Source organism: Nonomuraea sp. NPDC003727 (assembly GCF_053586935.1).
Genome location: NZ_JBSFNE010000013.1, coordinates 232,577 through 247,122 on the forward strand (window position 1 = coordinate 232,577; position 14,546 = coordinate 247,122).

The following is a 14,546-nucleotide window of genomic DNA, read 5'->3' on the forward strand; positions in this document are numbered from 1 at the left end:
GGTGGGCAGGATGGGGAGATGAGCGCCGCGTACACGCCCGCGTGGCCCGCGATCCGGCGCAGGCTGGAGACCAGGCCGTGGGCGGCGGAGATCCTCACCGCCATCAGATCGGACTTCACCCGCTGGTCGCGCGACCTGGTCATCCCCGGCCCCGACCAGCCCTCGGCGTGGACGCACCACTACTTCTGCGACGCCGACGGCGCCCCCCTGGTGTTCGACGCCGCCACGCCCGCGCGGCACGCCTGCTCCGCCTGCGACCGGGTCTACCGGGGCGAGCCGTGGGACGGCGCGTGGCGCACCACGATGCACGACGCCGCGGCCGTCCAGGCCCAGCGCGCCGCCCTGCTCGTCCGCCTGTCGGACACCGCCGCGGAGGCCGCCGCCGAACTCGAACGCCTCGCCGCCGCCTACGCCCGCCACTACCTCTCCTACGAACCCCACGGCGGCAACGCGGGCCAGGGGCGGGTCCAGCCGCAGTCGCTCGACGAGGCGGTCTGGGCCGTCGGCCTGCTGCGCGCGCTGCGCTGGGCGGGCGACGTGCTCAGCCCCGCCACCTCCGCCGCCGTCGACGCCATGGCGAGCGCCATCGCGGATCTGCTGCGCCCGCAGGCCGGCATGGTGCACAACATCCACTGCTGGCTGCTGGCCGCGCTGGCCGAGTGCGCCGCCCGGCTCGGCGACCGGAACCTGACGGAGTGGTGCCGCGACGCGCCCTTCGGCGCGGAAGCCCAGGTCATGGAGGGCTTCCACCCGGAAGGCCTCTGGTACGAGATCAACGCCCACTACCACTACTACGCGGTCGCCGCCCTCCTGTCCTACCGCGAGGCCGCCGGACCCGAAGGACTGTCCGAGCGGGCGGCACGACGGCTCGCGCGCGCGATCGCCGCCCCGCCGTCGCTCGCCTACGCCGACACCCGCCTGCCCGCCTACGGCGACGGCTGGGCCGAGTGCCACGTCGGGGACTTCGCCGCCCAGGCCGAGGCGGCCTGCACGCTCCTCCCCGAGGCGGCGGTCGACCTGGCCCCCTACTACGAACGCCGCCGTCCCGGCCCGGTGCGTCCGTGGTTCGGCCGCCCCGACGCCCTGCCCGGCGGGGTGGACGTCGGGTACCGCTCGTCCGTCGCCGCCCTGCTCTTCGGCCCGGACGAGGTGCCCGCGGCCTCACCGTCCACCGCCCCGGCCTCCGGAACCAGCCGGAAACCAGCAGGCTCGCCCGCCGCCCCCGCCTCCGGAACCGACCGGAAGCCCGCGGGCTCGCCCGCCGCCCCCGCCTCCGGAACCAGCCGGAGTCCCGCGGGCTCGCCCGCCGCCTCCCGCTACTTCGCGCCGGACCGGGTGGCCGGGCGTCGCTCGTCCTTCGTGTGGCCGCACGCCGGGATCGGGGTGCTGCGCTCCCCCGCGGTACGGCTGGCGATGCGGTTCGGCCCCGACGCCGGCTGGCACGACCACCGCGACAAGCTCAACGTCGACGTCGAGACCGCCACCGGCTGGTACAGCCTCGACCTCGGCACCAGCGGGTACGGCTCGGCGTTCACGGCGTGGATGCGCTCGCCCCTCGCCCACAACGTGGCGATCGTCGACGGGGCCCGGCAGCCCCCGCACACGGGACGCCTGCTGGAGTCGTCCGAACGCCGTCTCGTGGCGGAGTCGGCGTGGGAGGGCAACGTGCTGCGCCGCTCGGTCGCGGTGACGGACGACGGGTGGACCGACGAGGTCACGGTCACGCTGCCCTCGGCACGGCGCATCGAATGGGCCTTCCACGGCGACGGCCTCTTCTCCCCCGACCCGACCCGGGACCACCCCGCCACCCCCTCCACCTGCCCACCCTCCGACTCACCCGACCCGACCCCGGACCACCCCGCCGCCCCCTCCACCTGCCCACCCTCCGACTCACCCGACCCGACCCCGGACCACCCCGCCGCCCCCTCGACCGGCCCACCCTCCGGTTCTCCCGCCCAGGGGGTTCGGGAGCCCTCGGCCTCCGCCCGCCACGGCCGGGAGCCCTCTTCCTCCCGGCCCGCGTGCGAGCCGCGTGATCCCAGCGACTCCGCCGCTCACTCCACCGGCGTCTCCTGCTCCTCCACGATCTCGCCCTCGGGCCCTTGCGACGCCGGCTCCAAGGTCCCCCGCGATGTCCGACCCGAGAACGTGGGCGCCGCCGGCTCCGCGAGCCCGCGTGACGCCCGACCCGGGAACGGTGGCGACGCCCGACCCGAGGGCCGTGACGCGGGCGTCCTCGGTCAGGAGGCGGCGGCGTTGCGTGATGTCCGCCGGCTCGCCGTCCCCGCCGACGGGATCCTGCGCGGCACCTGGGACTTCGACGGCGCCCCGCACCTCGCGCTCGCCGTGCCCGATGGGTTCGCGGCCTACGCCGCCACGGCGGAAGGGAACCCGAACGGACGCCCGCTCGGCCTGCTCATCCTGCGCGGGCACGCCGCCCGTGCCCGCTTCCGCGCGACCTTCACCGTCAGCGAGAGGCGCCGGCGAGCAGCCCCTGGCACAGCTCCATGAGAGTACGGCGCAGCGGCGCGGCCCGCTCGGCGAACCCGCGCTGGGCGGCCGCGTAGGCGACCCTGCCCTCGGGCGTCTCGATCGGGACGGGTGCGTAGCCGAGGGCGCTCAGGTCGTAGGGGCTGGCGCGCATGTCGAGCGTCCTGATGTCGCGGGCCAGCTCGAAGCAGTCGGCGACCAGCTCGCTCGGCACGAGGGGCGACAGCTTGTAGGCCCACTTGTACAGGTCCATGTTGGCGTGCAGGCAGCCGGGCTGTTCGAGCTCCACCTGGCGTTCGCGGGTCGGCCGCAGGGCGTTGAGCGGGCGTGCGGCCTCGGTGAAGAACCTGAAGGCGTCGAAGTGGCTGCACCGGGCGCCACGGCGCTCGACGACGGCGGCGATCTCCTCGGACGGCATGCGCAGCGGCTGCGCGGCGTGCCGTACCTGGTCGGCGGGCAGTTTGTAGACCATCGCCCACTCGTGCATGCCGAAGCAGCCGAAGTTGCCCTGCCGTGCGGCGGTCGCCGACAGCAGCGCGGCCGTCCACTCGACCATCGCGCGCCGCTTGTCCAGCAGCCGGTCGACGTCGACGGTGGCGCCCTCGCCGGTGTCGAGGTAGTCGGCTCCGTAGCCCTGGGCGTCGGCCAGCACGACGCCCGCTCCGGGATGCCACCTGCGCAGCCGCCCGGGGCGGTAGCCGTAGTAGTCGAACAGGAAGTCTTCGACCGGGTGGGCCCTGCCCTCCTTGCGGCGGCTCAGGTGCGGCCCGACCCAGGCGTCGACCCTCCGCTGATGCGCCTCGGCCCGTGCCTGCCACTCCCGCTTGTCGAGGATCCTCACGGCTTCATCGTAGGAACCTCCGCCCGGTGCCGGATCCCGAGCCGGGTCACCGGGCGAGCACGAACGCGAGCCGCCGGGCCAGGCCGGTGTTGCGGCGCAGGCCGAGCCGGTGGACGGCGAGCTCCAGCGCCTCACGCTGCCCGACCAGCACCACCCACGCCTTGGCCCTGGTGACCAGCGTGTAGAGCAGCCTGCGGCGCAACATCACCCCGCCCGCCTCCACCACCAGCGGCGCCACCACGAACGGGTACTCGCTGCCCTGGGAGCGGTGGACGCTGATCGCGTAGGCGTGGGTGAGGTCGTCGAGCTCGTCGAACCCGTAGGACACCACCTCGCCCTCGTCGATGAGCACCTCGACGACGCGCTCCTCCCTGTCGAGGGCGACGATCGTGCCTGTCTCGCCGTTGAAGACGCCCTTGTCGTAGTTGTTGCGGATCGGCATGACGCGGTCGCCGACCCGGTAGACCGACGCGCCCGACCAGTGCTCGGCCGTACCGTCGCGGGCCGGGTTGAGCCGCTCCTGGATCAGCCGCCCGAGCTCGGCGGTGCCCGCGTCGCCCTTGCGCATGGGGCACAGCACCTGAACCTGCTCGGGACGGACGCCCTGTTTCGCGGGGATCGCCTCGGTCGCGAGATGCACCACCCGCGCCGCCACCGCCGACGGGTCGTCGAGCTCCTCGAACCAGAACCCGCCGCCGCCCGGTGTGTACGGCACCGCACCCGACCTGATCTGGTGGGCGGCCTGGACGATGCCGCTGCCCTCGGCCTGCCTGAAGACGTGGGTGAGCCGCATCCGGGGGATCGTCTCGACCCGCAGCAGGTCGGACAGCACGCTGCCGGGCCCGATGCTCGGCAGCTGGTCGCTGTCGCCCACCAGCAGCAGGTGGCTGCCGTCGGGGATGGCCGAGCACAGCCGGGTGGCCAGATGGAGGTCGAGCATGGACGCCTCGTCGACCACGACGAGGTCGGCCTGCGCCGGGGTCTGGTCGAAGAGCTTGTCAGGATCGGGCTGTACGGCGAGCATCCGGTGGACCGTCGTCGCTGGCAGCCCGGTCAGCTCCGACAGCCGCTTGGCCGCCTTGCCCGTGGGCGCGCAGAGCGTGACGGCGCCGCCCATCGCCCGCACGGTCGAGGCGATCACTCGCACGGTGTGGCTCTTGCCGCACCCGGGGCCTCCGGTGAGGACCGAGACCGTGCTGGTCAACGCCATGGTCACGGCGGCCTGCTGATCGTCGTGCAGGCCGGGGTCGTCGCTGAAGGCGCGCAGCGGCAGCGTCGACCTGGCGGCGCAGAGCCTGGCCAGCTCCGCCGCCAGCTTGACCTCGCGGCTGTGGTGCTCCTTGGAGTAGACGACCAGGTCGTCGTCGGTCTCCTCGACGACGACACGGCGCTCGGACAGCAGCGCGTCGACCATCCGGCCGACCAGCTCCTCCTCCAGCTCCAGCCGTTCGGCGGTGCGGGCGACCAGCGCCGGCAGCGGCAGGAAGCAGTGGCCGTCGCGGGCGGCGGCCGCCTCCAGCCGGTCGACGAGGGCCGCCTTGATCCGCTGCGGGCTGCGCTCGGGGACGCCCGACCGCAGCGCGATCCTGTCGGCCGTGGCGAACGCGACGCCCCTGACCCTGCCGATGAGCTGGTAGGGGTCGGTGGCCAGGATCTCCGCCGAGGCGTCGCCGTACACCTGGTAGATCTTGGCGGCCAGCAGCGGGCTGACCCCGTAGCCCTGGAGCACCACCATGAGCGCGGCGACGGCCTTCTGCTCCTTCCACGCCTCGACGATCTGCGCCTGGCGGGCGGGGCCGATGTTGATCACCTCGGTCAGCCGCTCGGGGGCGGTGTCGATGACGGTGAGCGTGTCCTCGCCGAAGTGGCCGACGATCGCCTGGGCCAGGCGCGAGCCGATGCCGCGGATGAGCCCCGAGCCGAGATAGAGCTGGATGGCGTGGACGGTGGACGGCACGACACGCTCGCACGCGGTGACCGCGAAGCGCTTGCCGTAGGTGGCGTGCTCCTCCCACTGGCCGTCCAGGCGGAGCGTCTCGCCCGGCTGCGCCCCGGCCAGCGCCCTGCCGGAGGCGACGAAGCCGGACCCGCCCGCCTCGCTGCTCATGCGGGCGACGGTGTACGCGTCCTCCCTGACGTACACCAGGTGCTCGACGGATGCCTCCACGTACGGGATCCAACCACGCGGCGCCGACATTCGGCGGCACCCCACCGCCCCGGACGGTCCGGCCAGGGGCGCCACCTCCACCGGCCCGGCCCGAGGGACGCGGCGGCACGGATGCAGACAGCGCCGGACAGGCGATGTGGGAAAACCCACGCGGGAAAACCCACGCGGGACAGGGCCGAGGCGGGACAGGGCCGAGGCGGGACAGGGCCGAGGCGGGACAGGGCCGAGGCGGGACAGGGCCGAGGCGGGACAGGGCCGAGGCGGGACAGGACAGGGGCACGAAAGGGGCAGGAGAGGGGCGGGGCGGGGGAGGGGCAGGGGGCGGCGCGGGGTGGGGTTCAGGACAGCGGTGGGGTTCAGGACAGGGGTGGGTCGGGACAGCGGTGGGGGTCGGGAGGGCTGCGGGGTCAGGACAGGGGTGGGGCCTTGCGGGCGGAGCCGCGGTAGAGCTCCGGGTCGTAGCGGCGCTCGCTCTCGTCCAGCTTGGCGTGCGCCGCCGCCACGAGGTCGACGCCGAGGACGTCCGCCAGCCGTACCAGGTAGCCGGTCACGTCGCCGAGCTCGGCGCGCACCCGCGCCATCGTCTCCTCGTCGGGCCGCTCAGCCTCGGCGAGCCACTGGAACTCCGCCACCAGCTCGCCGACCTCTCCCGCCAGCGCCATCACGAGGTTCTTGGGCGTGTGGAACCGCTCCCATTCGCGGTCGCTCGCGAACCCGCGCAGCCGTACCGCCAGCTCCTCCAACGGGGACGTCATGGCTGGTGACACTACCCCCTGTGTCACCCGCCGGTTCGCGGGGACCGCACCACACGCCGCTGCCGGCGGCGGTGGGAGCGGGGCTCGCCCGGGGCCGGTGCACCCCGCGGACTCCACCGATGGCGGACACGGCCGGTCTCACCCGACAATGGGCTGATGCCAGGCGTTGAGACACCTGAGACACCGTGGGGCCGCTGGGAGCCGGCGCCGCTGGAGGAGGTCGTCGCCCTGTTCGGGGCCTCGACGGTGCCGTGGTGGGTGAGCGGCGGCTACGCGATCGAGCTGGCCGTCGGGCGGGCCTTCCGCGAGCACGGGGACGTGGACGTGTCGGTCCTGCGCCGGGACCAGCTCGCGGTACGCCGCCTGCTGGCCGGCTGGGACTGCCACGTGGCCGATCCGCCGGGAACGCTGCGGCCGTGGCCGGTCGGCGAGGTATTGCCGGAGCGGGCGCACGACGTCTGGGTGCGCGCGAGCGCCGGAGGGCCGTGGCGGTTCCAGCTCATGCTGGACGACGCCGAGGGCGAGGAGTGGGTCTACCGGCGCGACCGGAGGATCCGCCGCCCGCTCTCCACGCTGGGGGTTCCTGAGGACGGTTTCCAGCGGATCGCGCCCGAGGTGCAGCTGCTGTACAAGGCCAAGGACACGCGTCCCAAGGACGAGGCCGACTTCGCCGAGGTGCTGCCGCTGCTGACCGGCGAGCAGCGGCGCTGGCTCGACGACGCGCTGGCGATCGCCTTCGGCGCCCACCCGTGGCGGCCTGCCGTCCAGACCGGGGCCGCCCCGCAGGGGACGCGTGCCGTACAGGAGGAGAGACCGTGATCGACCGTGACCGGCTGCGCGCGCTGATGGTGCGCGAGCAGGCCGACTACATCGCCCGCCATTCCGCCTCCCGCAGGGCGTTCGCCGCGGCCGACCACCTGTTCGGCAGGGTGCCCATGACGTGGATGAACAAGCGGGCCGGCGCCTTCCCCCTCTACCTGCGCGGCGCGCGGGGCGCGCGCGTCACCGACCTCGACGGCCACGAGTACATCGACTTCGCGCTGGGCGACACCGCCGCGATGGCGGGCCACTCCCCCGCCCCGACAGTGGCGGCGGTCGCCCGGCGCTTCGGCGAGGACGGCGGGGCGAGCACGATGATGCCCACTGAGGACGCCGAATGGGTGGGCGCCGAGCTCACGCGCAGGTTCGGCCTGGCACTGTGGAGCTTCTCCCTCACCGCGACCGACGCCAACCGGTGGGCGATCAGGATCGTCCGCGCGGTCACCGGACGGCCCAAGATCCTCTTCCACAGCTACTGCTACCACGGCAGCGTGGACGAGTCGCTGATCGTCCGCGGCCCCGACGGCGAGGGCGTCAGCCGCGAGGGCAACGTCGGCGCGCCCGTCGACGTGACGGCGACCAGCAGGGTCGCCGAGTTCAACGACGTCGAGGGCCTCGAGCGGCAGCTCGCGCACGGCGACGTGGCGGCCGTCCTCATGGAGCCGGCGCTGACCAACATCGGGATCGTGCTCCCCGAGCCCGGTTACCTGGAGAAGGTGCGCGAGCTGACCCGCGCGTACGGCACGCTGCTGATCAACGACGAGACCCACACCTTCTCCGCCGGCCCCGGCGGCGCCACCGGGCTGTGGGGCCTCGAACCCGACATGCTGACCATCGGCAAGGCCATCGGCGGCGGCGTGCCCGCGGGCGCGTACGGCATGTCGGCCGAGCTGGCCGAGCGGGTGCTCGCCCGCACCGACCTGGACCTGGTCGACATGGGCGGCGTCGGCGGCACGCTGGCGGGCAACGCGTTGTCGATGGCCGCCGTCCGGGCGACGCTCGGCGAGGTGCTCACCGACGCGGCGTTCGCCCGCATGATCGCGCTGGCCGAGGTCTTCGCCGACGACGTGCGCGCCGTCATCGCCGACGCCGGCCTGCCGTGGAGCATCCAGCGGCTCGGCGCGCGGGCCGATTACCGGTTCGCCTTCCCCGCTCCGGTCAACGGCACCGCCTCCCGCGCGGCCACCGACGACGAGCTGGACGACTACCTGCACCTCTACCTCGCCAACCGGGGCGTCCTGCTGACGCCGTTCCACAACATGGCGCTCATGTGCCCCGACACGACGCGCGCCGACGTCGACCGGCACGGCGTGCTGTTCCGCGAGGCGGTGGAGGAGCTGGTCGGCTGACGTTCCCCCGCCAGGGGGAGGCGCCTCCCCCAGCCGGGCGAATCGCGGCGGGGCCGCCGGGCGCGAAGCTCGTGAGCATGACGCGATGGATGACGTGGGTCCCGTGGGCCGCCGCGGCCGGCGCTGTCGCCTACGGGGCGGTGCAGGCCTCCTGGGCGCTGGGCGACGCACCGTCCTGGGTGCTCGGCTTCGACTTGACCTTCCCCGCGTGGGTGGTGGTCGGGCTCTGCGCCGGCGTCGTGCTCGTGGTGGCGGGGTTGCGCGCCACCGGGGGCCGGCTGCCGCTGGTGCTGGCGGCATGGGCGCTGAGCGCCGCGCTGGTGTCGGCGTCGGCGGTGCTGCTGCTCGACGTCGTCGGCGGCATCCTGCCGGGGCTGGGGCTGCCCCGCGACCTGCCCGCCTTCCTCAGCAGGGCGAGCTGCGCGACCGTCGGGCTGCTGGCGGGCGCCACCGCCCTGTCGTGGCAGCGCCGCCGTACGGCAGGCTGCCTGCGCTGCGTCCGCCTCCCGCGCCTGGAGGCGACCCCTCGCTGGGGTTACGCCGCCGCCTACGCGGCGGTGGCGGGCTGCCTGCTCAGGATCGTCGCCCAGCTGACCATGGGCGTCGCCATCCCCTACGCCGCCAGCCCCTCGCTGCTGGTCTTCGAGTTCGGTTTCCTGCTCGCGGGCGTCCTGCTGCCCCTCGCGCTGGTGCACGGGTGGGGCAGGGTCTGGCCGCGCTGGGTGCCGTTCCTCGCGGGGCGGGGGGTGCCGCGCTGGCTGGTCGTCGGCCCCGGGTTCGCGATCGCGGGCGCGATGCTGGCCTACTTCGGCACCGGCATCACGCAGATGGTGACCGAGACGATCGACGGCACCCTGGAGGAGCCCGCGTTCATGTGGGTGGCCGTCCCCGCCTACGTCGTGTGGGGCGCCGGGCTCGCCGTCGCCTCCGTCTCCTACTACCTGATCACCCGCCCCGCGTGCGCGGCCTGCGGCCGTTGACCGTGCGCACCCGGGACGACAGCGCGCACCGGGCCGACAGCGTGCACCCGGGACGTCAGCCGCCCTGGGTGTAGACGGTCCTCCACCGGGAGCAGCGCCCCGTCGGCCCGGTGGCGGTGCCCCTGCACACCCTGACCCTGATGTGCAGGACACCGCCGACGTCCCGCCGGAAGCCCTTCGTCCCCGGCACGCAGGCGCCGGCGGACGCGGTCCGCCAGCGCCCGTTCTCGCTGCTCATCCCCTTGATCTGGACCCAGGAGCAGCCGGCGCCCCTGGTGTCGGCGAGCGTGCCGGACACGACGAGGCCCGACTGGCCGGCGGCCACCTTGCCGGCGGCCTCGGCGTGGCCGTCGGTGGAGCGGACGGGGCCCCACCTCCAGACGGTGGGATCGGCGGCGGCGGGGACGGCGCCGGAGACGGCGATGACGGCGGCGGCGGTCAGGCCGAGGAGTGTTCTCATGCCTCAAGAGCTACGCCCTCCGACTTGTGCCCGGCTTGGAGCCCGTTGCACCCCGATGGAGCCGCCCGGCGGGGCGGGCATGGGGGCGGCCCGGCGGAGCGACCCGGAGGCGGCCCGAGAGGGAGCGGCCCGGAGGAGCTGGACTGCGTGGCGGCTCGGCGGGCAGGTGGAAACCCGCATGCGGCCGGACGGGAGGTTCTCGTAGGCTGCGGCCGTGCTGCCCGACCTGCCCTGGCCCTCGATGACCCACCGCCACGCCACGGCCGAGCTGGTGCTGGCGGGCTGGACCCCGTGCGGCGTCGGCGACTGGGCGACGGGGTTGCGGTCGCCCGACGGGCTGTGGGTGGCCAGGGTGTGCCCGTTCGACCCGGCCTATGCCGCCTTCCTGGAGCTGTGCCGCCGCCGGCCAGGCAACCCGTACCTGCCGCGCGTCGCCTTCGACTCCCCGCTGGAGGGCGGCGGCACGCTGGCCGTGCTGGAGTTCCTGGCGCCGCTCGAGCCGGCGCGGGCCGAGGAGGTGGCCCGCCGGTGGCGGGAGGGCGGGGGCGACGACCGGCATCTGGCGGAGGTACGGCAGGCGGCCGCCGCCGTCGACGCCGAGTTCCGGGCGCGCACGCCCTGGTGGGACGGCATCGACCTGAACCCCGGCAACGTGCGGCGGGCCCTCGACGGGCGGGTGGCGGTGATCGACGTGTTCTGCATGGACGGCGCCTCCGTCTACGCGCAGGTGCTCGAGGACGCCGGCGTGGTCAGGCGGAAGCTGCCGGGCAGCCGCCACCTCCTCGACATCCCCTACATCGCCCGCGAGAGCACCCCCGACGAGATCCGCGCCCTCCAGGCCGCCTGGTACCGCACACCGTAGGGTCGGCTACGTGGACCTGCTCGTTCGCAACGCCACCCGGCGCGATCGCCCGGGCCGCTGGATGCTGGCCGCCGACCACGGGATCCTCACCGTCGTGGCGCCCGAGGACCGCGACGCCCCCGGCGGCGCCACCACGGTGATCGACGCCGAGGGCAACCTGGTGACCGAGCCGTTCGCCGACGCCCACCTGCACCTGTGCAAGGTCCACACGCTCGACCTGGCGGGCTCGCGGGCGCTGGAGGCGTACACCGGGGGCTCGATGGGCGCGGCGATGGCGGCGATCGAGGCCGCCGCCGCGGTCAAGCGCGACCAGACGGCCGCCGCCGTCGCCGAGCGGGCCCGGCGGGCTCTCACGGAGTCGGTACGGCACGGTGTCCGGGCCGTGCAGGCGTTCGCCGACGTGGACCCCGACGCCGGACTCACCGGGGTGGAGGCGCTGCTGGCGCTGCGGGAGGAGTTCCGCGACCGGGTCGAGGTGCGCGTCGTCGCATTCCCTCAGGACGGCCTGCTGCGCCGGCCCGGCACCGAGGAGCTGGTCTCGGAGGCGGTACGGCTGGGCGCCGACGTCGTGGGCGGCATCCCGTGGATCGAGTACACCGACGCCGACGCCGCCGAGCACGTGCGCCGCATGGTCGAGCTGGCCCGCCGTACGGGCAGGCGGGTGGCGATGCTGGTCGACGACGCCGGCGATCCGGGCCTGCGCACGACCGAGATGCTCGCCTCGGCATTGCTGTCCACCGGGGTGCGCGGCAGCGCGCAGCACGCCCGCGCGATGGCGCTGTATCCCGAGCCCTACCTGCGCCGGCTGATGGGGCTGTGCCGGGCGGCCGGCCTGGGCTTCGTCAGCGACCCGCACACCGGGCCGCTCCACCTGCCGGTCTTCGCCCTCGCCGACGCGGGGCTGCCGGTGGCGCTCGGCCAGGACGACATCGAGGACGCCTACTACCCCTTCGGCCGGCACAACCTGCTGGAGGTCGCGTTCCTGGCCGCCCACCTGCTGGACGCCCGCGCCGACGCCGACCTCGACCGGCTGTACGACATGGTGAGCCTGGAGGCGGCCCGCGTGCTGGGCCGTCCCGTCCACCGGCTCGTCCCGGGAGCGCCGGCGGACCTGGTGGTCCTGGAGGGCCGGACGGTACGGCAGGCCCTGGCCCTGCACGCCCCGCCGCGACACGTCGTCGTGGGCGGTCGGGTGGTCGCGAGTACGCGCACGCGGACGGAGTTCTCGCCCCCCGCCCGTTGACAGGCATACCAACCAAGCGCATGCTTCGTTCGGCGCCCGGGCGCGAGGTGCCGGTCAAGGATCAGCCTCACGTCGAAGGGATGCGCCATGCCCGCGGACCACACCCCCCAGCCCGCACCACGGCACACCAGGCGGCAGGTGTTACGCGGCGCCGCGGGAGCCGTCCTCACCACCGGTGTCCTGGGTGGTCTCGACGGCACCGCCCACGCGGCCGTCGCGGACTACGACGTCGTCGTGGTCGGCTCCGGCGCCGCCGGGATGACCGCGGCGCTGCGGGCGGCCAAGCGGGGGCTGCGGACGGTGGTGATCGAGAAGGCGCCGACGTTCGGCGGCTCGGCGGCGCGTTCGGGAGCGGGCATCTGGATCCCGAACAACGAGGTCATCCTGGCCGCCGGGGTGCCCGACACGCCCGCCAAGGCGGCCACCTACCTCGAGGCCGTGGTGGGCGGCGGCGTGCCGGCCGACCGCCGGGCCGCGTTCCTGTCCGCCGGGCCTGCCATGATCTCCTTCGTCACGCGCAACAGCCCGCTGCGCTTCCGCTGGATGGAGGGCTACTCCGACTACTATCCCGAGCTGCCCGGCGGGATGCCGAACGGCCGCTCCATCGAGCCCGACCAGCTCGACGGCAGGGTCCTCGGCCCCGAGCTGGCCCACCTGAACCCCTCCTACATCCCCACGCCGCCCGGCCTGGTCGTCTTCAGCGCCGACTACAAGTGGCTCACGCTGGCCGCGGTCAGCCTCAAGGGCGCGGCCGTCTCCGCCGAGTGCGTCGCCAGGTACACCGCCGCCAAGCTGCGCGGCGAGATCCCGCTCACGATGGGCCAGGCGCTGGCCGGCGGCCTGCGCGCGGGACTGACGGCCGCCGGCGTGCCGGTGTGGCTGAACACCCCGCTGCTGGACCTGCGCTTCGACGGGGACGGCCGGGCCACCGGCGTGCTCGTGTCGCAGAACGGCACGCAGGTGCTGGTCAGGGCCGCGCGCGGGGTCATCATCGGCTCCGGCGGCTTCGAGCACGACCTGGCCATGCGCACGGAGTTCCAGCGGCAGCCCATCGGCACGGACTGGACCGTCGGCGCCAAGGAGAACACCGGCGACGGCATCCGGGCCGGCCGCCGCGCCGGCGCCGCCCTCGACCTGATGGACGACGCCTGGTGGGGCCCGGCGATCCCGCTGCCCGGCGAGCCGTACTTCTGCCTGGCCGAGCGCACGCTTCCCGGCTGCATCCTGGTCAACGGGGACGGCGTGCGCTTCGTCAACGAGGGCGCGCCGTACAGCGACGTCGTGCACGTCATGTACGACCGCAACGCCACAGGCCCGCACATCCCGGCGTGGCTGATCACCGACCAGAACTACCGCAACCGCTACCTGTTCAAGGACGTCGCGCCGACGCTGCCGTTCCCCGACTCCTGGTACGCCGCGGGCGCCGTTCACAAGGCGTGGACGATCGGCGACCTGGCGACGAGGATCGGCGTCCCTGCCGCCGCGCTGCGCCAGACGGTCACCAGGTTCAACGGCTTCGCGATGACGGGCAAGGACCTCGACTTCCACCGCGGCGACAGCGTCTACGACCACTACTACACCGACCCCGCCGTGGCGCCGAACTCCTGCCTGGCGCCGCTCTGGCTGCCGCCGTTCTACGCCTTCAAGATCGTCCCGGGCGATCTCGGGACCAAGGGCGGGATGCGGACCGACGCGCGGGCGCGCGTCCTGCGCGCGGACGGGTCGGTCATCCCCGGCCTGTACGCCGCGGGCAACGCCAGCGGAGCGGTGATGGGCAACAGCTACGCCGGCGCCGGCTCGACGCTCGGCCCGGCGATGACGTTCGGCTACGTGGCGGCCGACGACATCGCCGGCACCTGACGCGCGGCGGCCTCCCACCGGTCAGGCCGTGGTGGGCTCCCACCGGTCAGGCCGTGGTGGGCTCCCACCGGTCACGCCGAGGTGGGTTCCCAACGGTCACACGGAGGCGTGGCGGGCACCCGCCCCTCACGCGATGCCTGGGGGCGCCCCTCACGCCGAGGCCTGACGGGCGGACGCCGGTCAGGCCGAGGCGCGGCCGTGCAGGACCAGCGCCCAGACCAGCAGGCCGAAGGCCGGAAGGCTGGTGAGCACGCGAACCATGTTGAACGTGGCCCACCTGGCCTCGTCGAACCGCCGGCGCACCGCGGCCACGTCGATCCGGTCGGGATCCCCTGCCGCCTTGATGGCGTCGTTGCGCGGCACGTTCACCCCGACCGTGATGACGAACGTCACGACGTACAGCACGAGCGCGACCACGATCCACGGGAAGGCCGGCCGGCCGATCTGGGTGACGGCGGCGGCGACGGTGAACAGCAGGGCGCCGAAGAAGCCGCCGCCGATGAACCACGGATTGATGATCGCCCGGTCGATGGCCTGGAAGGCGCCGACGAAGGTGCGGTCGTCGGTCTTCCCGAGCCCCGGCATGATGGTGTGCGCGTAGAGCACGAACGCGCTCGCCGACATTCCCATCGACAACGTCGCGGCGATCAGTGACAGCGTGCGCAGTACGTCCATCGGACACTCCCAACAGGCGAGAAACGGGCCGGCACGGCCCGCGGA

Annotated in this window: 12 protein-coding genes; 7 read left to right on the plus strand and 5 right to left on the minus strand. The window is 74.3% G+C overall.

The features are described 5' to 3' along the window. The first annotated feature begins 18 nt into the window (after positions 1-18). On the plus strand, positions 19-2,511 hold the full coding sequence (locus tag ACWDLG_RS31535) for a heparinase II/III domain-containing protein (protein ID WP_449926945.1): 2,493 nt from the start codon (positions 19-21) through the stop codon (positions 2,509-2,511). Here the strand turns inward: ACWDLG_RS31535 and ACWDLG_RS31540 are convergent. The 3 genes from ACWDLG_RS31540 to ACWDLG_RS31550 form a co-directional block, all read right to left on the minus strand. After that, positions 2,468-3,331 carry a 3-methyladenine DNA glycosylase gene (locus tag ACWDLG_RS31540; protein WP_449926948.1) on the minus strand — a complete coding sequence of 288 codons (864 nt, stop codon included), beginning with the start codon at positions 3,329-3,331 and terminating at the stop codon, positions 2,468-2,470. The two genes, ACWDLG_RS31535 and ACWDLG_RS31540, sit on opposite strands and share 44 nt — an antisense overlap. Before the next feature lie 46 nt (positions 3,332-3,377). Further along, positions 3,378-5,498, minus strand: a complete 2,121-nt coding sequence (recD2, locus tag ACWDLG_RS31545) for an SF1B family DNA helicase RecD2 (RefSeq protein ID WP_449926951.1) — start codon at positions 5,496-5,498, stop codon at positions 3,378-3,380. A 407-nt stretch (positions 5,499-5,905) separates the two neighbouring features. Beyond that, a complete protein-coding gene (locus tag ACWDLG_RS31550; RefSeq protein ID WP_449926955.1) occupies positions 5,906-6,253 on the minus strand; it encodes a nucleotide pyrophosphohydrolase in 348 nt (115 codons plus the stop codon). Between the two features lie 156 nt (positions 6,254-6,409). Here ACWDLG_RS31550 and ACWDLG_RS31555 point away from each other — a divergent pair, with 156 nt between their 5' ends. The 3 genes from ACWDLG_RS31555 (at position 6,410) to ACWDLG_RS31565 (ending at position 9,401) form a co-directional block, all read left to right on the plus strand. Further along, positions 6,410-7,072, plus strand: a complete 663-nt coding sequence (locus tag ACWDLG_RS31555) for a nucleotidyltransferase domain-containing protein (RefSeq protein ID WP_449926958.1) — start codon at positions 6,410-6,412, stop codon at positions 7,070-7,072. Further along, positions 7,069-8,421, plus strand: coding sequence for a transaminase (locus tag ACWDLG_RS31560; protein WP_449926961.1), 1,353 nt, complete (start codon positions 7,069-7,071; stop codon positions 8,419-8,421). The genes ACWDLG_RS31555 and ACWDLG_RS31560 overlap by 4 nt, the downstream gene beginning before the upstream one ends. A gap of 77 nt (positions 8,422-8,498) precedes the next feature. After that, complete coding sequence (locus tag ACWDLG_RS31565) at positions 8,499-9,401, plus strand: hypothetical protein (protein WP_449926964.1); 903 nt, start codon at positions 8,499-8,501, stop codon at positions 9,399-9,401. 55 nt (positions 9,402-9,456) lie between these two features. On the opposite strand, the gene ACWDLG_RS31570 is transcribed toward ACWDLG_RS31565, so the two are convergent. After that, on the minus strand, positions 9,457-9,861 hold the full coding sequence (locus ACWDLG_RS31570) for a hypothetical protein (protein WP_354918918.1): 405 nt from the start codon (positions 9,859-9,861) through the stop codon (positions 9,457-9,459). 214 nt (positions 9,862-10,075) lie between these two features. Between ACWDLG_RS31570 and ACWDLG_RS31575 the strand changes: the two genes are divergently transcribed. The 3 genes from ACWDLG_RS31575 (at position 10,076) to kstD (ending at position 13,826) form a co-directional block, all read left to right on the plus strand. Next, positions 10,076-10,723 carry a hypothetical protein gene (locus tag ACWDLG_RS31575; RefSeq protein WP_354918916.1) on the plus strand — a complete coding sequence of 216 codons (648 nt, stop codon included), beginning with the start codon at positions 10,076-10,078 and terminating at the stop codon, positions 10,721-10,723. Positions 10,724-10,733: 10 nt separating this feature from the next. Next, the gene (locus tag ACWDLG_RS31580; protein ID WP_449926968.1) at positions 10,734-11,966 is read left to right on the plus strand and encodes an amidohydrolase family protein; all 1,233 of its coding nucleotides are present in this window, start codon (positions 10,734-10,736) and stop codon (positions 11,964-11,966) included. A gap of 87 nt (positions 11,967-12,053) precedes the next feature. Further along, positions 12,054-13,826, plus strand: coding sequence for a 3-oxosteroid 1-dehydrogenase (gene kstD / locus ACWDLG_RS31585; RefSeq protein ID WP_449926971.1), 1,773 nt, complete (start codon positions 12,054-12,056; stop codon positions 13,824-13,826). A 180-nt stretch (positions 13,827-14,006) separates the two neighbouring features. Here kstD and ACWDLG_RS31590 read toward each other — a convergent pair whose 3' ends face one another. After that, positions 14,007-14,501: an anthrone oxygenase family protein gene (locus ACWDLG_RS31590; protein ID WP_354918908.1), complete on the minus strand. Its 495-nt coding sequence runs from the start codon at positions 14,499-14,501 to the stop codon at positions 14,007-14,009. Positions 14,502-14,546 lie beyond the last annotated feature (45 nt).

Coding starts and splice junctions, on each gene's coding strand:
- ACWDLG_RS31550 (WP_449926955.1), bottom strand. CDS start 6,253: ATGACGTCCCCGTTGGAGGAGCTGGCGGTACGGCTGCGCGGGTTCGCG.
- ACWDLG_RS31590 (WP_354918908.1), bottom strand. CDS start 14,501: ATGGACGTACTGCGCACGCTGTCACTGATCGCCGCGACGTTGTCGATG.
- kstD (WP_449926971.1), top strand. CDS start 12,054: ATGCCCGCGGACCACACCCCCCAGCCCGCACCACGGCACACCAGGCGG.
- ACWDLG_RS31555 (WP_449926958.1), top strand. CDS start 6,410: ATGCCAGGCGTTGAGACACCTGAGACACCGTGGGGCCGCTGGGAGCCG.
- ACWDLG_RS31565 (WP_449926964.1), top strand. CDS start 8,499: ATGACGCGATGGATGACGTGGGTCCCGTGGGCCGCCGCGGCCGGCGCT.
- ACWDLG_RS31535 (WP_449926945.1), top strand. CDS start 19: ATGAGCGCCGCGTACACGCCCGCGTGGCCCGCGATCCGGCGCAGGCTG.
- ACWDLG_RS31570 (WP_354918918.1), bottom strand. CDS start 9,861: ATGAGAACACTCCTCGGCCTGACCGCCGCCGCCGTCATCGCCGTCTCC.